We start from the raw sequence: 20,638 nt of genomic DNA, 5'->3' as shown, positions 1-20,638 counted from the left end.
GTGATTTTGGTAGGTCAAATACAAGTATCGACTATTTAGCAAAAATTTTTATTTGCTTTTAGCAATAATTTCTAATGGGTCGATATGCTTGTCTTTTTGGGTTACTTCTAAGCCCAATCTTTGCGATACTCTGCCTATGGTGTAGCCTTTTTTTACGATAAAGCCCGGCTTGACTGTGGGGGCGATTTTGTCAAGCTGTGAATAAATGGTGAAAAAATCATTTCCGTGATCGATGATTACGACTTTTTTTAGCATTGAAGAAGCTTCTTTTGCATAGACTACTTTGCCCTCAAATATATTTTGCACCACTGCATTTGGGACTTTGGATATAAGCGTGATAGATTGAGAAAATACTTTCATATTATACACAGGGTCGTGATATGGTCCAAAAGCCTGTTCTACCGTGTAGTATTCAAGCGGAGATATTGTTTTTGCTCCTGTGTATTTTATGAATGGAATATCTTTGTAGCTACTTGCCACTTGCAAGACTTTTGGTGCTTCTTTTGTCGCAGGGGGTGGTGGAGGTGGAGTAGTGCCTTGCTGGGCTTTGGCTTGTTTTTCTCTCTCTTTTCTTTCTTTTTCTTGTCGCTCTTTTTCTGCGGCTAGGGCTTTTTCTTTCTCTTTTTGGATTTCTTGTTGTGTTTTTGCTTTGACTATGTTTAGCTCTTGAAGTATATTATCTAGCCCCTCCCTCTCTTTGCTGATTTGCAACAATCGCTCATTGTAGTCATTTAGCTCGGCTTGGAGTTTTTCATTTAATAGATTTTGTTCATTTATCATTTTTTGTAGTTGCTCTTTGCGATTTTGCTGTGTGCCGATAAGATGTGTGATTTCATCGATATTTTTGGTGATAGAGCCGATTTGCTCTGCGATTTTTCCTTGTTTTTCGCTCAAAACTACGATTTTTTCTTTTGTCTGTTTTGTCAAAATCTCAAACACATCTTCAAGTATGACATCATCTGGCGAAATGATGCTTTGTTTATCTAGCACAAGCTGAAATGCTAAATCTTTTATGATGAGGTTTGCGATATAAAATTGGACTTTTGATTTTTCTTCTTCAAGTGTTCGTAGTGCTTTGCGTAAGCCATCTAGCCTTTTTTCTTGGCTTTGGCTTTGGCTTTGATTTTGGTTGATATTTTTTTGGATAAATGTGATTTGTTCGCGCAATTTTGTGATTTGCCTTTTGCGCTCGTTTATGGTGTGTCCAAGCGTGCTTAGGCGACTAGAGATTTTGCGCTCTTCTTGAGCTTTTTGCTGAAGTTTTGCTTTGTTGTCCTGTATGTCTTTTTCGATGTCTGTTATACTTTTTGGATTTGCGCTAAGCGGGCTTAGAATACTTGCTAGCATAGCTAGCATAAGTGTCTTTGGCACGCACACACTTAGCGTAAAACAAAATCTTGGTTTAGCCATTATGCACGCCTTTGTAGCATTATGGCGACAATCACAGAAGCAAGGCACACTACTAGCGAAGTAATAAGCAAAATCCCAAAATCTATCGCAAAAGCAAACATTTCTTTTGGTAGCTCTAGGGCTTGACGGATATCTTCTGCCATAGAGGTATTTGCACCATACAAAAACAATATGATAATAATACAAGTAGAAATAAGCGCATCATAAATGGCGTTTCTAAAGAAAAAGCGATTTTTTAGCCAAAATCCTGCGCCCATATAGCCCATAATCTCTATGCGCTTGCTATGCTCAAAATGCCAAATACGAACTTGATCTGTCATCAAAAGCAGGCTTAAAATCGCAATAAGAAGGGCAAAAAGCTGCGTGCTAAATTTGACTAAAAATAACAAACGATAGGTTTGGTTGTGCGTCTTGCTAAAAGATTCTGTCCTAATGATATTTGGCATCTTATCAAGGGTGTTTTGGATTTTTTCTAGGCGTTTGAGATTGGGGAAAGATTCTAGCTTTAGATTGTAGTAGAGGGATAGCTGTTTTTTGACATTTTCATAGTCCTCATTATTCATATTTGTGCGGATTTTATCTAGTATAAAGCTAGGGTCGATAGGCTCTATTGACATCGCTTCAGGGATATTTTGTCGTATAAAATCTAGGCTTAGTTTTTGTTTGCTTGCGATGACTATGGAGTAGTTTTGAGAGAGTTTGTCCTCTTTAGTCTCTACGGCACGAGAGACGAGCAAAAAACATTCAAACGCAAATAGCAAAGCCACCAAAGGCAAAATCAAAAAGAAATGTTGTTTAATGTTGCTCATAGATTGCATTCCTTTCTCCATCGATAATCAAATGGCGATAGTTGATATTTATCCGCACAGGCACGCGGTGGGTAACCACCATAATCGTCATCTCTAATTGCTCATTAGCACTCTTTAGTAAGCTCCAAATCATATCGCTTGAAAAATCATCAAGGTTGCCTGTGGGCTCATCAGCTAGAATCAAACTAGGGCGATGAGCGATAGCGCGTGCCATAGCTACTCGTTGTTGTTCGCCACCGCTTAGCTCTAGCGGGCGTTTGTTTGCTTTGTGGAGTAGTCCTATGTGGGTTAGGAGTTTTTCGGTTTGGGTGTGAATGGCGTCTTTTTTGTAGCCATTTATGTGCATAGGCAGGGCGATATTTTTTTCTACGCTCCATTCCTCGATTAGTTTATAGTCTTGAAAAACGATGCCTATGCGTTGCCTTAGTCTATCGATAGAGCGTTGATTGTGCTTGGATAGATTTATATCTAGGACGGATAGATTTCCACCCATAGGTAATAATCCACCATAAAGCGAGCTAAGCAAAGTGCTTTTGCCACTACCACTAGGACCTGATACAAATACAAAATCTTTGTGGCGGATTTCAAAACTTGCATTGACTATGACAGGCTCTTCGCGCTGATACCCTAAGGTAAGATTTTCTGCTTTGATTACGCTCATATTTTCTCCAATAATTTAACAAATCGTTTATGCGCTTCTATGGTGGCTTTTGTGGGAAGGGGAGGCTCTTTTAGATAGATAGCCTTTGTGTCTTTGCCACATTCTTCAAATACAACTACGCAACTTGTAGGCTGGCTAAAATCCCCCATTTTTATGATAAAAGCAACTCTAGCAATGGATTTATCTAGCTGTTTGGATTTTGGTTTTTGGGATATTTTTGGATATTTTTTGCTAGCAAAAATATCGCTAATATGCAAAAATCCATTTTTAAAAACCTGCTTATAGTTGATTAGGCTTTTTAGTTTTGGCTGTTTTGTCAAAACGGATTTTACCAAGTTTTTGTCAAAATGAAAACGGCATTTTAAAACAATCGCACGATTTTTGCGCAAAGATTTGACTTGTAGCGTGAAAATATCTTTTTTTTGCCTAAGCCAACGCGCTTCATACTTGCTAATCACATTATCTTGCCCATTAGTCATTTCATTTTGCGCGTTTTGTGAGATAAAATCTAGCGCGTTTTTGGGTAGATTTTCACACAAAGCAATAGCGTCTTTAAAATAGATTTCATCATCGGTTTTTAGCTCCAAAATCGCGTCTTTTTTAAGGACACGCAACGCTAGCTCTAAAAAATGCTCGCTAAACACTCGGCGAGTTTTTGAGTCATTCCACGGCACAGGAAAATGCAAAAATATGCAATCTAGGCTACTTGATGGCAACACTTCTAAAAGCACCCTTGCATCAAAATGTAGGATAAAAAGATTTTGTAGATTTTGCAGGGCGATATTTTTTAGCACTTGTTCGATGGAAGGCGTATGCACTTCAAGCCCGATAAACATATCTTGTGGGTTATTTTTGGCAAGATAAAGTATATGCCTACCACTTCCAAAGCCGATTTCTAAATAGATTTTGGGAGTTTTGGCAAAATCTTTTGCGTGATATTTTGAGTAATATTGTGTGTGAGATTTTGCGCTAGATTTTGAGTTAATTTTTGTAGATTTTTGCGCAGATTTTGGCTCGGTAGATTTTGCATAAAACACAATTTTTAACAACTCTTTTGGGCTTAGCAAAAATTGTGGATTAGCATATATTTTGTTTGCGTGGAGATTATGCGATATGGTTTTATAGTTTTTGCTTACGCTACGAAGCGCGGATTTTAGGCACTCCACAGGGGTTGGGCGAGTGATTTTTAGCCCATTTATGAGCAAATCATTTTCGCGCTTTATTTCTTGCAAAAAAAATATTGTCTTGTTTTTCTTTATGGGGATAAGGGCTAGTTTGTTAGATTTTAGGCTATGGAGTTTGGGATATATGGCTAGATTTTGCTCTAAATCATTGTTTGATTTTTTTGATATGCCTTTATCGACATTATCGCCTTTATCAAAATTATCAAAATCCAAAAGATTCTCTAAATCGCGTTTAAAGCATAGCAGTGGGGCATTTTCACTCACACTTTGATTCTTGTTAAATGCACTAGATTTTGGTTTTTTGGCTAAAAAATGTGGCATAAGCTTTTTTGCAAAATCTACTCTAAAATCTATTCTATCATTAGCAAGACTTCTTTGCTTGGTAGCGATTCATTGCCATCTTCATCTACGGATACGACTTGGTAGCTGTATTTTTTGCCCCTTTGCATTTCTTTGTCAGTGAAAGTCGTATTTGTCGTGTTGGCAAATCGTAATTGCGTTGATTTTTTGCCATTTTCAAGGCGATAGATGGAGTAGGCTTTGACTCTATCTAGGTTTATTACTTCCCATTGTATGATGGCTTTTTCATCTTCTATGGTGGCTTTTTGCACTACGGGAGTGGGCAATGGAGGGAGGGTATAACCTATGGCTGGATATTGTGGAGGGTTGCTTGCTACGCCATCTTTATCGATAGCTATGACTTTATAAAATCTTTTTAGCCCGCTATCGCCTTGCTTGAAACTTTGGCTTTTTTGAAATTTTTCTACATTTTCGGTATATGTTGTTTTGCGTGTCTTAGCTATGGATTTGTATGTAATCCCATCATCGCCCGAAGCATAGATTTCATAAGTTTTTGCCCCTGCAATCGCCTCCCAAGTGAGCGTAATTTCTTTTAGTTTGTCATTGCTTGCTTTTAGGGTTTGTATAATCGGTGGCTTTGCTCTAGTCTTTCCTTTTGCGATTTGGCTAGGGGCAGATTTGATTCCGTTAATATCTTGGGCGACTACGCGATAAACATATTCTGTCTCATCATCTAAATTTTCATCAAAATATTCCACGAGCAAGCGGTTTTTTACCGTGGCGATATTTAGAAATTTACCTTTTTGATTTTGTCGCTGGATAATGTAGCGCGTAATGCTAGGATTTGGGTGAGGACTCCAAATAAGTTTTACTTGCTTTGGATTATTTTGCGAGGCGAGGACGGTTTCGATAGGGTCGATAAAAGAGGTTTTTATCACTAGGGGGGCGGATTTTTTAGAAATGGCGTTATTATGCCCCAAAGTAGCGATTTGAAATGAATATTCTGTCTCGGGCAGTAGAGAATCTAGCACAAAATGCGTGGAACTTGGGTTTTTTATCGTGGCGATTTTTTTGGTGCTACCATTTTGGTTGTTTTGATACAGCACAAAACCTTTGATATTTGCGCTCTCTAGCAATTCCCATTCAAATGCTATGGAGCTGACATCGGCTATATAGCGGATTTTATGAGATGCAATCGTTGGCAAACTCTCATCGATTTTTTCCTCTTTGCTTAGAAAATTAAACGATTGTGTTTTGTCCGCACAACCACTAAAGATTCCCAAACAAATCAATGCCACAAACGCAAATTTAGATTTGCGTGTCATTTTGCGAAATATTGCTGTGTAAATTTTGGCTAGATTTTTCATCAAAATACTCATCATAAAATTCATCAAATTCGCGCAAAATGCGAGGTATCTTAATCGCTTCATTAAACTGCCTTTCCCCAAAAATTTTTACGCAAAATTGTAGCATATCATCAAAAACACTCGCGCAAAAAACTTGTGATTTTTGCGCGCTAGATTTGGCATAAAATCCTGCATTTTTTATGTTAGATTTTAATGCGCCAGATTGCGCGTAGTTGGGAATTTGTAGCAACTCCAAAGGCATATACAATAAATACGCGTGCAAAAATACTCGCGGGATAAAAAAGGCAAAATCATTTGTTTTATTTGATGGTAATCCCCCTGCTTTTAATCCACATTTTTGCAATCCACTCAAAAGCATATCTTTGCATTCTTTTGGCAATGCTTCAAATTGTGAAATCTTTTGGGTAGCAAAGCCATAAGTTATGTCATTTAAAATATGCCTATTTAGCTTTTCTAAATGTGTCCTTATTTGATGAGTGCGCCCTGTGTGGAGTTTGGCAGCAATTAGGCTTATGCCACTTTTTTCATCACATAGCAAAGGGGCAAATTCGCTTTTTGCATAGCGAGCGGATTTTAGTAGATTTTGAGGGGCATTATGAAAGCTATCAATATTTGCCATTTTTAGTCGGTTTTTTGGGTGGCGAGCGATTTGTGATTCTATGATGATTTTTTCTTTTAGCGGGGCATTTATGAGGGCTAGATAGTATCGCCCGATATGTTTTGATTTTAGATTCTCACTTAGGAGGGCGTGTGCGGGGTTGGTTTTGGCGATGATTATAGCTCCACTTGTTTGTTTATCTAGCCTATGGACTATGCCAGCTCTCTCTTCTCCTGCGAGATTTGATAGCATCATATTTTGCTTTTTTAGCCAATCAACCAGAGTTAGCTCTTTTAGGCTTGGTGCGCTATGCACGCATAAAAAAGGCGGTTTATTTAAAATCAAAAAACCATCATTTTCATAGATTCTATCAATCTCTAAATCCTCTAAATTCTCGCAAAAACCACTAAAATCCGTAGATTCTTTTTTGCTTAAAGCACATTTTTGCGTAAAAGCGTCTTTTTGTGCGAGTTTGTTTGGGCTTTTTATGTGGATTTTATCATTTTCTTTTAGGTAGATTCCGCCTTTTTTGATAGGATTTTCATTTAGGCATACTAGCCCTTTTTTGATTAGGTTTGTGATTTGAGATTTGCTTATTTGCAAGGTTTTGGCTAGGCACTCATCAAGGCGGATTTTTTGGGCTGTTTGCAAAAAAAGTGGGGATAGATTTTGACTTTGTGGTGTGGATAATGTTTGTTGTTGTGGTGTATTTCTTTGGTTAGATTCTAGCTCATTTATTAGATATATTTGCATAAAACGCCTTTTTTAGATTTTTGTCGCATTATATCTATATTTTAGAATATTTTTGTTTGTGCGTTTAATGCAAAGTCGCTATAATGTGGGCTTAAAAATCTAAAATAAAATCTCATTACTTGCTACATTTTGGAATGATACGCAAAAATCGCTTAAAAATTTGGAGAAAAAATGCTTTTAGAAATACAAAATTTGACAAAATATTATGGCAATAAACTAGCACTTAAAAACGTTTGCCTAAACCTACAAGAGGGCAAAATCATAGGGCTTCTAGGTCCAAATGGCAGTGGCAAAACCACCCTAATAAAAGTGCTTTTGGGGCTACTTAGGCAATATGGCGGGGAGGTTAAATTTTTAGGAGAAAACATAAACGACAAGGCAAAATCACATATTGCTTATTTGCCTGATAAAAATCATATCCCTTTGCATTGGAATCTAAAAGAGGCATTTGGTTTTTTTGGCGATTTTTTTGATGATTTTGATATAGCAAGGGCAGAGGAGCTAAGCGAGCGACTAAAAATCGATACAAAATCTAAGCTAAAAACCCTATCAAAAGGCAACAAAGAAAAAGTGGCATTGCTTTTGACGCTTTCTAGGAGGGCGAGACTATATATACTTGATGAGCCAATAGCAGGGGTAGATCCTGTGGCAAGAGATGAGGTTTTTTCGCTTATAATGCAATATTGCAAGCCACATAGTAGTATAAACGCCACAACTTCTAACCTAGAATCTAGCGAACAACTTAACACAAAATCTAATGCGCAATCTAGCAATAAATCCATTTCGCAACCTAGCCTAGAATCTGCTAATAAAGCAAATATCACAAATAATGCAAAAGAGTCATACAGCCCCTCTGTGCTTATTGCTACGCACCTAATCTATGATGTTGAGCAGATTTTAGATGAGGCGATATTTTTGTCTTATGGTAGTGTGCTAGCACACAAATCTGTGGCGGATTTCACACGACAAGGCGAGCAAAATCCTATCAATTTGGAGCAGGCATTTAAAGAGTTTTTTAAAAACAACTAGTTTTTATAGCTAGTTTTTGAAGTTTTAACAAAATCTAAGGAGCGCATTTGAGAAATTTATTGAAATACGAAATAAAACAGGGATTTTTGCCCTACATTATTATGGGTGTTTTTTTTGGCATAGGGCTAGTTGGGGTTGTGGCGATGATAAAAAATGTGGCTTCTGGCTCTAGCTTGGATTCGCATTCTATGGGATTATATTTTGGCTTATTTTCTTCAGTATGCACATTTTTGCTTATGAGCAGCATATTAGGATTTATCGTGGTGCAAATCCTAAATATCATCAACGCTTTTGGCAAAAATCTCTTTGGGGCTTATGGATACTTGCTTTTTTGCCTGCCGCTAGGGATTGATAGGATTTTGCTAGCAAAGGTTCTTGGTTGCTTTATTTTGATTGGTGCTAGTTTTGTGTATGTTGGTGTGCTTAGTTTTTGCGCGCTTGTATTTTTATCAGATTTTAGTTTGTTTGGCGTGATGAGTGAGTTTATCTCTAGGCTTAGCAGAGTGGATTTAAGCGTTAGTATTGGCTTTATTGCGATAAATCTATCTTATGGACTTTGTAGCATATTAGAATTTTTATTGCAAATTTTGCTGACTTTAGCGGTGCTAAATTTTTTGCGTATAAGCAGTTTTAGGCTTGTAGTTGGGATTGTCATTTTTATAGGTATTTCTATGGTTACAAGCATTGTAGGTGTGGTGCTTGATGTGGTGCTAAGTAGTATTGGGATTTTGCCTGAAGCATTTGATAGGGAGGGAATTTTGCGTTTTTTTGATAGTTTTTTTGATGCGCCTTGGCTTATGGAACATAATAGTGGTGATTTGTTTATTGATTCTCTCAAAAACTCACTTAGATTTTCGCTTATTTTTTATAATATTTTGTCCTATATTCTCACAAGTTTGGCGTATTATCTGCTAGCTAGATTTTTGATAGTCAAAAAACTAGAGCTTGAATAGTTTGGATTCTTATTTTTTTAGGTTTTTGATAGATTTTGGTTGGATTTTTGGAAAAAAATTGAGTAGATTTTGTCCAAAAATGCGTGAAATTTTAAGCTATTTTTTAGCTAGTTTATGTGATTTTTGTGTGATTTAGGGCGTTTGAAGTATAAAATTTACCCTAAAATGCCTAAAAACCTTGACAATAAAAAAGCAAAAGTGCTATAATCCCCCCCAATGCCGATTTTGTGGAATCGACCAAATCCTAATCTCTTAAGGATACTTAATATGGCACAGATGCTTAAAGAACTAGGTTTGAAACTTGGGACAGCCTTTTTTGTTGCAGGGCTAGTGTTTGCTTCGCAGGGTTTTGCTGCGACAGATGATGATGACGATGATGATGAAGAAGAGTTTGACGAAGATGATGAAGATGAAGTAGAAGAAGATGATAGCCCAAGCTCTACAAGTAGTGCTCCAGCTTCTAGCGTAAAAAGCGTTAGAAGTGGATTGCCAGCTGATTTTCCTAAGGAAAATGAAGTCATAGAAATCGAGGTAGTTGGGATAGGCGTTGCGCCTGCTGATTGTTGCACGCCAGCGCAAGCGGTGGCGATGGCGAAGCGTTCAGCGATAGTCGATGGCTATCGACAGTTAGGCGAGCAAATGTATGGTATCAAAATCAGCGCAAATGATACCGTGCATAATATGGTGCTTAAAAATTCGCGTGTAAAAGCGCGAGTAAATGCCGTGATACGAGGCGCACAAGTGCGAGATAGCGCGTGCAAAGAGGGGATATGCCAAGTAAGTATGGAGCTAAAACTAGATGGGCGAGTGTGGTCTAGAATATTTGGATTTTAGTCATTTAGATTTTTGCAACATATAGATTTTTTGCGCTAATCCAAAAGCATTAGCAAAACTTTTTAAAAACAAAAACTTTTCATAACAGATTCTAAGGCATCTTTATAGCTTAGCCCTTTTTCTAGCGAAAAATCATAGAGGGTTTTTCGCATTTTTTGGGGGATATGTGATTTTCTTGCAAATTCTTTAAAATCCTTTGGCAAGCCCGTAGCATTTGAAGTTTTTGAAGTTTTTGTGAATTTTGGGATTTTTGGAGTTTTTGTCATTTTTTGCATTTTGGCATTTTTTGCATTGTTAGATTCTGCTTTACTTGCAAAATCTAGCGCACTCATAAAAATATAGATTTTGTTATTTTCTGCATTTGCATTTTTTGTGTTTTTTGATAGATTTTCAAAAAGATTGCTGATATTTTCTAGCATAAATCCTTTTTGCTTTCGTGTGATTTTTTCCTGCGTGATTCTCCTCCCCGCTTTGTTGCCTTGCTTATTTAGCGCATTGTTTTTTGCCCTGCTTGCTCCTCCCACTTCGCAGGCAAACCCACAGCGCACGATCTCATCTCGTTGTTTGCTAGAGATGACATAGCCATTTTGTTTGGCATATTTATCGATATGGTGTAGTGCCTCTAGCACATTTCTAGCCTCTATTATGTAAAATCCTCCAAAATCTTTTACCCGCCCAGCATATAGCGCGTTTTTTTCGCCCTCAAGCAATGCAAAGCTATGTCTTACCCCTTTGCTAAAATTTTTTACGAAATCATTCACGAAGTGCAAGCGCATAAAATTGCGCTTATATGCGCTATCAAAATTGCTGCAATCACTAAAAAATGTTATCCCATTTGCCTTGCAAAAATCCAAAATCTCGCCCTTTTGTATCCAAATCATAGGACGGATAATATGATATTTTACCCCCTTTTTTATAAGCCCTTTTTCTCGTTTTTCTACACCCTCAAACCCAAGCATACTCCCAAGCCCAGCACCTTTGCTAAGCTGCATAAAAAACCACTCAACTTTGTCATTAAAATGATGGGCTAAAAGCAGATTTTCATAGTCATATTTTGCTATCAATTCTTCAAAAAATTCGTAGCGAACGCTCCTTGCGTTTGCCTCAAAGTTTGTTTTGATTTTGGGAGATTTTTTTACAAAGCATTGTTTATTGTGTTTTTTTGCTAGATTTAGCGCATATCTTACTTCTTCCTTGCTTTGCTCTCTTAGCGCATAATCCACGATAGCTATGTCAAAATCCACGCCATTTTGCATTAGCAAAAAAAACAACGCCACTGAATCGCTACCACCAGAAAAAGCAAGTAGATTTTTTTTTTCATTAGGTTTGCAATGCGTATCTATGTATTCAAGCGGCAATGTCTTTGTAGCCACATTTGACAATGGCACATTTAGCAAGTGATTTTTTGTTTTTTTCACGCGTTTTCTTTGTTTTTATTTTAATCGTAGATTTTGGTATGCAATGACTAGCAGTCGCACAAAAAGCTAAAAAAAATAAACAAAAAAGATTCCATTATGCCACGCAAATGCAATAACAAAGTTATAATTTTTCTTTGCTATAATGTTAGATTTACTACCAAAATCTAAAGGGGTGCATAAATGCTACTAAAAGGTAAAAAAGGGTTAATCGTAGGCATAGCAAACAACAAATCCATAGCCTATGGCATAGCAAAATCCTGCTATGAGCAAGGCGCGCAAATGGCTTTCACTTATCTAAATGAAGCATTGCAAAAGCGCGTAGAGCCTATCGCACAAGAGTTTGGCTCAAAATGCGTGCTAGAGCTAGATGTAAATAACCAAACACACTTGGATTCTCTATCTAAAAACCTAAAATCCACATTTGGCGAGATAGATTTCCTAGTCCATGCCGTAGCGTATGCGCCAAAAGAGGCATTAGAAGGCGCGTTTATCAATACCACAAAAGATGCTTTTGATATTGCGCTTGGCACTTCTGTGTATTCGCTTCTCTCCCTTACTCGCGCTTGTTTGCCCGCACTCAAAGACAACTCATCTATCCTAACGCTTAGTTATTTAGGTGGCGTAAAATATGTCCCGCATTACAATGTGATGGGCGTGGCAAAAGCCGCGCTAGAATCTAGCGTGCGCTATCTTGCTAGGGATTTAGGCACTCGCGGAATCCGCGTAAATGCAATCAGCGCGGGTCCCATAAAAACGCTTGCTGCAAGCGGAATCGGGGATTTTAGAATGATACTTAAATACAACGAAATCAATGCCCCTCTCAAGCGCAATGTAAGCACACAAGATGTCGGCAACTCGGCTATGTATCTGCTAAGTGATTTGGCAAATGGCGTAACAGGCGAAATCCACTATGTCGATGCGGGGTATAATATAATGGGTATGGGCGATGTAACCAAAGATGATGATGGAAAAACCATTCTTTGCTGGGATAAGCAAAAAGATGAATAACAAATGAATAAAACTTTTTGCAAACATAATCAACTGCAAAAAAACTTCAAAAATCTTAGCTAGATTTTGCAAAATCTAGCGTAATTCGTAGATTTTGCCACCTAGCTAAAACGCTCCTGCAAACCCACAAGCCCAAAATCTAGCATAAACCTACTCAAAGCCATTCTAAAAAGCTAGATTCTAAATCGCATTTCCACATAAAAACTCCTGCCCCACGCAGGCAAGTATAAATACTCTCCGTTAGCTTTATATTGCAAATAGTTGTATTTGGTATCAGCGACATTTCGCACCCCAAAGCTTAGCTCTAAGCTTTTTTCACTCCATTTGTAAGCATACACGCCACCAATATCTGTCAAAATATAGCCTTTGATTTTGGCATTGTAGCTATCGCGTTGATTTCCATAAAATATAGGATTTATAAATAGCGTTACATTATGCCTTGCAGATTTTGGTGCTTCTATACCAAAATCAAATGCTAATTTATAATCTGGCACGAGCGGGACTTTTGCTCCTTTGTTGTTGCCTTTTGCAATGCGTGAAAAAATATAGCTTAGATTTTGACTAAAATGTAGCCTCCAAAATCGTTGTTTGCTTATAAATTCCACACCCGCTCTATGTGTTTCATCAAGGTTATAATATCTCCACCCTCCACTAAAAGAACTGCCCAAAGATTCGTGCATTATCTCACTATTTGTATGTGTATAAAACACGCTAACCCCGATAGGATTCCCCAAAATCTCATCTTTTATGCCTAGCTCTACGCTGTCATAAGTCTCTGGCTTTACACCACTTGCATAGTAGGTTTGGTTAGCACTTTTATTCGTTAGCTCGCTAGGACTTGGCGAGACAAACCCACGCTCATATTTTGCATATACATTTCCTGTGAGCGAATATTCAAAACTAGGCAAAAATTCTATGGCGAGATTATTAGAAATGCTTTTTGGTTTTTGCGTGTCATTTAGTATGGTTGGATTGCCCAAAGCCACGCCATTATTATAGTTTTGCCCCCATTGATAAGTGCTTCGCTCTAGCAAGTATATCGCGTTTTCATAGCGCATACCAAAAGAAGTAGAAAACGCCCTGTAATGTCCATTGATAAATCTATTTATCCAATAATGCCTATTTAGCCCAAATATTGAGTTTGAGATTTTGCGTGGGTGGTTGATATTTTCCACGATTTGCCGTCTTGTCATTATTGTGTTTGGTAGCGAAATGCTAATATCTTGAAAACTGCCTCTTTTGCCCTCTGCGTAGAGCATTTCATATCCAAGTATCACTTCCCCCTTTTTGCTGTAACTATACTTGCTTTTAAAATTTAGCCCTGCTTTGTTGTCAAAAAAATACCCCGCAGAATGTTGGTAAGTATTGTTGTCATACGCGTAAAATGCAGTGGTATCTAGCGTTAGATTTCTATCATTATCATAATTTTGTCGGTAGTTGTGATTTAGCGACAAGGACGCATTTGTCTTTTTCATTTCGTTTTGAGAGTTACCGCTTTTCCATTGTCTGCGATTGCTTTGTAGCTCTGCATAAGTTAGTCCATCGGCAAATTTTAACCATTCCTCATAAAAATTTAGATTTGCGCTTAAGCGATGAGAATCATTGATAGCATAAATAATATCACTGCTTAGAGAATAGCCTCTATTTTTTTCACCCTCACGGTAGCCATTTTTATCGTGGTATTCACCGCTTAGCCCTACAAATACTTTTTTTATATTGATTCCGCCTTGCAGGGCTATTGTTGGCGAGTTTTGCATACTGCTTACACCCTTAGGCTCGCTAAACACATTACCTATCATTGCGCTAAAATGATTTTTATTTGACTTTTTTGTGATGATATTTACCACGCCTCCACGCGTGCCATTTCCATATAGGACTGCTCCGCCACCCGGGATTATTTCTACTTGCTCGATATTTTGGATACTAAGCGCATTGATAGGCGTGCGATTATACGCAAAAGGGGAATCTGTGAGATTTATCGGCACACCATTTTGCAAGATTTTGACCGCTCGCGAAGCACTTGCGCCCTGCCCACGAATATCGATATTTGGGGAGTTAAATCCATTGTAAGTAAAAGTCGCTTGGGTATTTTGAAGGACATCTTGGATAGTGGTGTAGCCTTTGTTTTGCAGCTCATTTTTGTCAATGATGATGATATTTCTTTGCTCTTGGATTAGCGAAGTGGCAAACCCTGTCGCAGTAACGCTAACTTTGCCTAAATCTTTTGCTTCTAAATTTGTTGATTCTAAGTTGTTTGTTTGCAGATTTTCACTTTTTTGTGGATTCTTGTTTTCTTGCAGATTTTTATTTGTTGGTAGATTTTGGCTATCTTGTAGATTTTCATTTTTGTGTAGATTCTCACTTTTTTGTGGATTTTGGCTATCTTGCATATTTTGGCTAGAAGTTTCTTGTGATTTTTTTAGTTTATTGTAGTGCGAGGGTTTGTCAAATGCTTGTGGTGTGGAATCTGTTTGCATAGATTCTGTTGATTTTATAGAATCTATATCATTTGTCATATTGAGCGCATAGCGCGAAATATCTCTATGATTATTTATAAAAACATTGTTTTGCGTATTTGCTGTGTTGTTTGCAACTCGTATAGAATCCATTGTGGCTTGTGGTAAATGTTTTTTCGTAGAATCTATTTTTGAAGTTGTTATCTCTTGTGGTAAATATGCTTGCACAAAATCCGTGCGGATAGAATCTATTTTGGCTAATTTTATGTATTTGTGTGGGTTTGTTTTTGTGGAGATTTCGTTGTTTTGGATTATCTCCCCCTCCCTTGCGGAGGGGGATAAAAGGGGGTGGGTAGATTTGTCATTGCGAGAATTTGTAAAATCTTTATCCCAATAAGGATTGCCGTCATTGCGAGATTCTAGGCTTTTGTCAAAAAGACTAGAATCGTGGCAATCTATTTTGCTTGAATTATAGATTGCCACGCTCGCGTTGCTCGCTCGCAATGACGATTTACTTGAAGGGTTAAAAGCCCCCTCCCTTGCGGAGGGGGTTTGGGGGTGGGTATAGCCCACATTAGAATCATTTGTAGCGTTTTTTGAGGAAGCTGGAGTTTGATTTACCCTCCCCCTAACCCCCTCCGCAAGGGAGGGGGGATAAAAGGCAAAATCCTCCGCAAGGGAGGGGGAATCTTTATCGTCATTGCCTACAATGGCATTAGAAAAATTTAGCGCGGAGTTACTCTCTCTCTCTCTCTCTCTCTCTCTCTCGTTATTAGCAAGCGTAGCATTACTTGCAGTTGTCATATTTTGGGCTAATGTGTCTTTGGCAAATGCGATATGATTTGCAAAACCACACGCCATAGCCACGCTTACAAACGCCAATGCCTTATTGATATTTATTCCATACAAAACCATTTCAAACCCCTTTTTTACGCAGTCTTTACAAAATCTTTTAGCACATTTGAAATCTTGTAAATGATGATTTTCTCATTATACCTAGCATTTTAAGAAAATAAGATTCACAAGCAAAATGTAAAAAACAAACGCAATCATAAACCAAATAAACTTAAAATTTGCTTTTGTGAAATGGGAATGAATAACAAAATAATCAAAAAATATTTTAAGTAAAATTTAAGATTTATTTTGTGTTAGATTTTTTGCGATATATTTTTGGTTTTTAGATTTTGTCATAGCGGTGATAAAAGGTAATGAAAAAAGCTAAGACAAACAAAAAGGCATAAATGCAAAAAACGCCCGCAAAAAGCCATCGCTTCACAAAATCCAAAAAATACAAAATCAAACAAAAACCACGCAAAATCAAAGGAGAATCAAATGCTACCATTTCCAAAACTTCTAGCCAACGCACTAGCAAACGCACAAAAATCTATAAAAATTGCTATGTCATTTTTGGCTATTTTTAGCTTTACTTTTTTAAATGCAGGCGAAATCAAAGTCGGTGCTACGCCCGTGCCAGCGGCTGAAATCTTAGAGTTTGCAAAGCCACTTTTGGCAAAAAAGGGTGTCAAAATGACCGTAGTTAGCTTTACAGACTACATTACGCCAGATATTGCTTTGGGGGAAAAAAGCCTAGATGCTACGCTACATCAACATAAACCATTTATGCAAAAAATGGCAAGCGATAGAAAGCTAGATTTAGTCGCAATAGAGCCTATTTATATTATCCCGCTTGGATTTTATTCCAAAAAATTTAAAAGCGTAGAATCTATACCAAATGGCGCGACTATCGCTATCCCAAATGACCCTACAAATCTATCTAGAGCGTTAATCCTACTCCACGATAATGGCGTGATAAAGCTAAAAAATCCACAAAATCTAGCCTGCACGGAGGCAGATATTATAGAAAATCCGCGTAAATTTAAATTTAGACCTGTGGAGGCTGCGACTTTGCCACGCGTGCTAGATGGGATTGACGCGGCTGTGATAAATGGCAACTATGCCTTGCAAGCAAAAATGAGCTTAAAAAATTCATTTTTCCACGAGAGCGAAAAAAGCGCGTATGTAAATGTGCTAGTCTCTCGCAGTGATAATGTATCTAGCCAAGATATAACCACGCTAAAAGAAGTGCTACTAAGCGATGAAGTGGCAGATTTTATCTTGCAAAAATATAAAGGCGAGATTTTGCCTGTAAAAAAACGCAAATAAAACAAATACAAAAGGAGCAAAAATGTCTAAACAAACAAAAGAAAAACTAGCAAAAACACCAAAAATATTCGTAAAAATTTTAGCTACATTTGGGATATGCGGAGCGATACTCTCCCCTAGCTTAGCGGGCGAACTAAAAGTCGGTGCTACGCCTGTGCCTCACGCACAGATTTTGCGCTTTATCACGCCCGCCCTCAAAGCACAAGGAGTGGATTTAAAAATCATAGATTTCACAGACTATGTGATGCCAAATCTAGCACTAGAGGAAAAAAACCTAGATGCAAATTTTATGCAGCATAAGCCGTTTTTAGACAAAATCAGCAAGGATAGAAACTTGCACCTAAAATCTATCGCAAATGTCCATATCGAGCCTATCGGGGCGTATTCTAAAAAAATCAAAAACATAAAAGAACTAAAAAACGGTGCTCTAATCCTTATCCCAAATGACCCTACAAATGGCGGTAGGGCGTTGATTTTGCTACATAATAATGGGCTTATCACGCTAAAAGATTCTAGCAATTTAAGCTCAAATGAGGCAGATATTATCAAAAATCCTAAAAAGCTAAAAATCAAAGCATTAGAAGCGGCGATTTTGCCAAAGGCATTGGGCGATGGGGATTTGGCAGTGATAAATGGCAACTACGCTATGCAAATCGGGCTTACCACCAAAGACGCGCTTATCATAGAGGATTCTCGCTCGCCCTATGCAAATATATTAGTCGTGCGCGAGGGCGATGAAAATAAAGAAGATATTATCAAACTAAAAAATGCCCTCCAAAGCCCAGAGTTAAGGACTTTTTTGCTAGAAAATTATAAAGGCGAGATTGTCCCTGCGTTTTAAATCTTGCGCTTAGTTTTTGTGTTTTTTTTGTCTTATGTTTGTCGCATTGTTGTATTTTTAAAAAAATATTGCGACTTAAAAATCCGTTATCGTAACCTTAAAAAACATAAAAAAAAACGCTAAAAAACGCGCTAGATTTTGTGTGGCTTTATTGCCTAACTTTTTAAGGCGCACTAAATTTTGGCTTTTTAAGTTATTAGATTCTAGTTTTTGGGAGTTTTGATATTTTTTTTTAAAGACTAGAATCTTTGTTTTGCTCCTTATATCTCTCAACGCCTTTTTATAAAACTTCTTTCATAACGCCTCTTTTGTCCCTAGCTATAAAATCCATATTTTGCAATCTCTACTTGCAAGCCTCTCACTTGCAAAATCCACATAACTTAATACAATAACACTAAAGTTTTATGATACAATAACACTTAAGATTGCCACAAAATCTACGCAAAACATAGCTTAAAATACATAAAAAATCTAGGAGAAAATGATGAGCAAAAGCCTTTATGAGACGCTTGAAGTAAGCGAAAACGCAAGCCAAGATGATATAAAAAAATCATATCGCAAACTCGCTCGCAAATATCACCCCGATGTCAATAAACAAAAAGAAGCCGAAGAAAAATTTAAAGAAATAAATGCTGCGTATGAAATCTTAAGCGACCCGCAAAAACGCGCACAATACGACCAATTTGGCGATAGTATGTTTGGCGGGCAAAACTTCCACGATTTTGCTCGCTCTCAAGGCGGGGCAGGAGGATTAGATGAGATATTAAGCCAGATTTTTGGCGGGCTAGGCGGGTTTAATAGTGGCTTTGCAGGCGGATTTAGTGGATTTAGCTCAAGTGGATTTGGTGGTGGTTTTAGCGAGAATTTAGACATTCAGGCTAAGCTTAGCATTCCCTTTGATTTATCGATTTTGGGCGGGGAGCATACCATATCGCTAAATGGCGAGACAATAAAGCTCAAAATCCCAGCGGGCATAAGTGAGGGCAAAAGTATCCGCGTGCGTGGCAAGGGGCACAAAGGCAGAAGCGGGCAAGGCGATTTATTGCTAAAAATCTCCGTGCTTCCTAGCGAAAAATACGAGCGCGATGGCGATGATTTGGTATGTGATTTTGATGTGCCTTTGGGTGTGGCGTTGTTTGGAGGAAAAGTAGTAATCCCCACTTTATACAAAGAAGTAACGCTAAAAATCCCTCAAAACACCAAAAACGCACAAAAATTTCGCATAAAAGAGCTTGGGGCAAAAAACATAAAAAGCGGACAAATGGGGGATTTGTATCTAAAGGCAAATGTGGTTTTGCCAAGCGTGGATAGCCTATCTAGCGAGTTAGCTACAAAGCTAAAAGATGAGCTTTTGGACAAAGCAAAATAACTTTGCGCAAATTAAATGATTTGTCCTAAATGTAGCGCAAAATCTAAAATCAACTAGCTACTAATGTATTTTGCCTTTTGCGATGCGCTTTATCACAAACGATACAAAATCTATAAAAATCCCACAAATAAGGAGCGACAATGTATAGCTATGATGAGCCTGTGTATTTGATTAGCGTGGTGGCAAAAATCTTAGAAATCCACCCACAAACCCTGCGACAATACGAAAAAGAGGGGCTAATAGAGCCGGGCAGGACAGATGGCAAAATGCGACTTTATTCGCAACGCGACATTGATAAGATTAAGACGATTTTACGCTTGACGCGCGATTTGGGAGTAAATCTAGCGGGGGTGGATATTATCTTGCGACTAAAAGAGCGACTAGATGAGCTAGATAGCATCATAGAGGAGCTAAGGACACAGGCTAACAAAGGCGATAACTCCGTGATGACACAAAAAAGCTCCTATGAGTTGATTATTTTTAAAAAATAAGATTTTAATCAAAATCCACACTATCAAAATCCCTTGCCACAAACAATCAAAAAAAATCTAATGCGTAAGGCAAAGAGGATACTGAGGGTATTTGTGGTGCGTATGTATCGCGCTACTTGCGTGGATAAATATTAAGGAGGTGCTTATGAAAGAGCTAGCAAGCACAAAATCGCGGATAAAATCTTCGCCAAATTTTATAAAAGGCAGGGCGCAAAATAGGGAAAAAACTGCCTTGCACCCGCAAAATGAGCTACAAGAAGCCATACGACAAGCATACAATCAAGCGCGACTCCAAGCACAAAGCACGCAAGATAACCTAAAATCTAGCCCAAAACCTCACCCACAAGAAGTAGCCAACGAGCCACCGATGAGTAAATTTCGCGTGATTGTATCCCTGCTAAATCCCACTAATGTTGTCATTCCAAGCATAAAAAGCGATTTGAGCGAACTCTCAAAAAGCGATAGTTTCGTGTGGTTTGGGCATAGCTCATATATGCTAAATTTGGGCGGACAGAGGCTACTAATAGACCCGATTTTGAATGACAATGCCGCGCCCGTGCCTTTTGTCATTCGCCCATTTCACGGGGCTGATATTTACGCGCCTAGCGATATTTCAAGTGTGGATTTTCTCATTATCACACACAATCACTACGACCATTTGAGTAAAAGCACCATTCGCGCAATCGCTTCAAAGGTTAAAAAAGCGATTGTCCCACTTGGCGTGGGAAAATATCTCAAAGCGTGGGGGATTAGTGAGGATAAAATCACGGAATTAGATTGGAATGAAAAAGTGGATTTTAGCGTGGATTTTGGGGCGTTGCGCTTTCATTGCTTGACGGCTAGGCATTATTCAAGTAGGGGCTTGCTTGATAGGGATAAAACCTTGTGGGCGAGTTTTTTGGTGGAATATGGCGCGGATTCACACAAATCACAAAGCAAAAAAATATTTATCGGTGGCGATAGTGGCTATGGGGCGCATTTTGCAGAGTTTGGG

General features: G+C 38.1%; 18 protein-coding genes. 9 read left to right on the top strand and 9 right to left on the bottom strand.

Annotation, left to right across the window (positions count from 1 at the left end):
• Nucleotides 1–48 precede the first annotated feature (48 nt).
• From ACWIX0_RS08660 to ACWIX0_RS08635, 6 genes are read right to left on the bottom strand one after another with little or no spacing between them, the layout of a single operon-like run.
• Nucleotides 49–1,410 (bottom strand): murein hydrolase activator EnvC family protein, encoded by a 1,362-nt coding sequence (locus ACWIX0_RS08660; protein ID WP_454173621.1) that lies wholly within the window; start codon nucleotides 1,408–1,410, stop codon nucleotides 49–51.
• Complete coding sequence (locus ACWIX0_RS08655) at nucleotides 1,410–2,219, bottom strand: FtsX-like permease family protein (RefSeq protein WP_454173620.1); 810 nt, start codon at nucleotides 2,217–2,219, stop codon at nucleotides 1,410–1,412. The genes ACWIX0_RS08660 and ACWIX0_RS08655 overlap by 1 nt, the downstream gene beginning before the upstream one ends.
• Nucleotides 2,206–2,880, bottom strand: a complete 675-nt coding sequence (locus ACWIX0_RS08650) for a cell division ATP-binding protein FtsE (protein WP_454173619.1) — start codon at nucleotides 2,878–2,880, stop codon at nucleotides 2,206–2,208. Before ACWIX0_RS08650 ends, ACWIX0_RS08655 begins: the two co-directional genes overlap by 14 nt.
• The gene (gene trmB, locus ACWIX0_RS08645) at nucleotides 2,877–4,385 is read right to left on the bottom strand and encodes a tRNA (guanosine(46)-N7)-methyltransferase TrmB (protein ID WP_454173618.1); all 1,509 of its coding nucleotides are present in this window, start codon (nucleotides 4,383–4,385) and stop codon (nucleotides 2,877–2,879) included. Before trmB ends, ACWIX0_RS08650 begins: the two co-directional genes overlap by 4 nt.
• A gap of 29 nt (nucleotides 4,386–4,414) precedes the next feature.
• Nucleotides 4,415–5,689, bottom strand: a complete 1,275-nt coding sequence (locus ACWIX0_RS08640) for a fibronectin type III domain-containing protein (protein WP_454173631.1) — start codon at nucleotides 5,687–5,689, stop codon at nucleotides 4,415–4,417.
• Nucleotides 5,673–7,082: an RluA family pseudouridine synthase gene (locus ACWIX0_RS08635; RefSeq protein WP_454173617.1), complete on the bottom strand. Its 1,410-nt coding sequence runs from the start codon at nucleotides 7,080–7,082 to the stop codon at nucleotides 5,673–5,675. Before ACWIX0_RS08635 ends, ACWIX0_RS08640 begins: the two co-directional genes overlap by 17 nt.
• 171 nt (nucleotides 7,083–7,253) lie before the next feature.
• Between ACWIX0_RS08635 and ACWIX0_RS08630 the strand changes: the two genes are divergently transcribed.
• The 3 genes from ACWIX0_RS08630 (at nucleotide 7,254) to ACWIX0_RS08620 (ending at nucleotide 9,898) form a co-directional block, all read left to right on the top strand.
• On the top strand, nucleotides 7,254–8,111 hold the full coding sequence (locus tag ACWIX0_RS08630) for an ABC transporter ATP-binding protein (RefSeq protein WP_454173616.1): 858 nt from the start codon (nucleotides 7,254–7,256) through the stop codon (nucleotides 8,109–8,111).
• 47 nt (nucleotides 8,112–8,158) lie between these two features.
• Complete coding sequence (locus ACWIX0_RS08625) at nucleotides 8,159–9,064, top strand: hypothetical protein (protein WP_454173615.1); 906 nt, start codon at nucleotides 8,159–8,161, stop codon at nucleotides 9,062–9,064.
• Nucleotides 9,065–9,331: 267 nt separating this feature from the next.
• Nucleotides 9,332–9,898, top strand: coding sequence for an LPP20 family lipoprotein (locus ACWIX0_RS08620; RefSeq protein ID WP_454173614.1), 567 nt, complete (start codon nucleotides 9,332–9,334; stop codon nucleotides 9,896–9,898).
• Nucleotides 9,899–9,960: 62 nt separating this feature from the next.
• On the opposite strand, the gene tilS is transcribed toward ACWIX0_RS08620, so the two are convergent.
• Complete coding sequence (tilS, locus tag ACWIX0_RS08615; RefSeq protein ID WP_454173613.1) at nucleotides 9,961–11,316, bottom strand: tRNA lysidine(34) synthetase TilS; 1,356 nt, start codon at nucleotides 11,314–11,316, stop codon at nucleotides 9,961–9,963.
• A gap of 180 nt (nucleotides 11,317–11,496) precedes the next feature.
• Between tilS and fabI the strand changes: the two genes are divergently transcribed.
• The gene (fabI, locus tag ACWIX0_RS08610) at nucleotides 11,497–12,324 is read left to right on the top strand and encodes an enoyl-ACP reductase FabI (RefSeq protein ID WP_454173612.1); all 828 of its coding nucleotides are present in this window, start codon (nucleotides 11,497–11,499) and stop codon (nucleotides 12,322–12,324) included.
• Nucleotides 12,325–12,497: 173 nt separating this feature from the next.
• Here the strand turns inward: fabI and ACWIX0_RS08605 are convergent, their stop codons facing one another.
• On the bottom strand, nucleotides 12,498–15,695 hold the full coding sequence (locus ACWIX0_RS08605) for a TonB-dependent receptor (RefSeq protein ID WP_454173611.1): 3,198 nt from the start codon (nucleotides 15,693–15,695) through the stop codon (nucleotides 12,498–12,500).
• Nucleotides 15,696–16,112: 417 nt separating this feature from the next.
• Here ACWIX0_RS08605 and ACWIX0_RS08600 point away from each other — a divergent pair, with 417 nt between their 5' ends.
• Nucleotides 16,113–16,943, top strand: coding sequence for a MetQ/NlpA family ABC transporter substrate-binding protein (locus ACWIX0_RS08600; RefSeq protein ID WP_454173610.1), 831 nt, complete (start codon nucleotides 16,113–16,115; stop codon nucleotides 16,941–16,943).
• Nucleotides 16,944–16,965: 22 nt separating this feature from the next.
• Nucleotides 16,966–17,784: a MetQ/NlpA family ABC transporter substrate-binding protein gene (locus ACWIX0_RS08595; RefSeq protein ID WP_454173609.1), complete on the top strand. Its 819-nt coding sequence runs from the start codon at nucleotides 16,966–16,968 to the stop codon at nucleotides 17,782–17,784.
• A 75-nt stretch (nucleotides 17,785–17,859) separates the two neighbouring features.
• Here the strand turns inward: ACWIX0_RS08595 and ACWIX0_RS08590 are convergent, their stop codons facing one another.
• Nucleotides 17,860–18,057: a hypothetical protein gene (locus tag ACWIX0_RS08590; RefSeq protein WP_454173608.1), complete on the bottom strand. Its 198-nt coding sequence runs from the start codon at nucleotides 18,055–18,057 to the stop codon at nucleotides 17,860–17,862.
• 211 nt (nucleotides 18,058–18,268) lie between these two features.
• Here ACWIX0_RS08590 and ACWIX0_RS08585 point away from each other — a divergent pair, with 211 nt between their 5' ends.
• The 3 genes from ACWIX0_RS08585 to ACWIX0_RS08575 form a co-directional block, all read left to right on the top strand.
• Entirely contained in the window at nucleotides 18,269–19,153 is an 885-nt protein-coding gene (locus ACWIX0_RS08585; protein WP_454173607.1) for a DnaJ C-terminal domain-containing protein, read from the top strand.
• 140 nt (nucleotides 19,154–19,293) lie between these two features.
• Complete coding sequence (locus tag ACWIX0_RS08580) at nucleotides 19,294–19,644, top strand: heat shock protein transcriptional repressor HspR (RefSeq protein ID WP_454173606.1); 351 nt, start codon at nucleotides 19,294–19,296, stop codon at nucleotides 19,642–19,644.
• A 145-nt stretch (nucleotides 19,645–19,789) separates the two neighbouring features.
• Nucleotides 19,790–20,638 (top strand): MBL fold metallo-hydrolase (locus ACWIX0_RS08575; RefSeq protein WP_454173605.1); only part of this gene is annotated, 849 nt, incomplete at its 3' end.

The sequence above is a fragment of the Helicobacter sp. T3_23-1059 genome (genome assembly GCF_053654515.1).
This window is presented reverse-complemented; position numbering and strand designations above follow the sequence as displayed.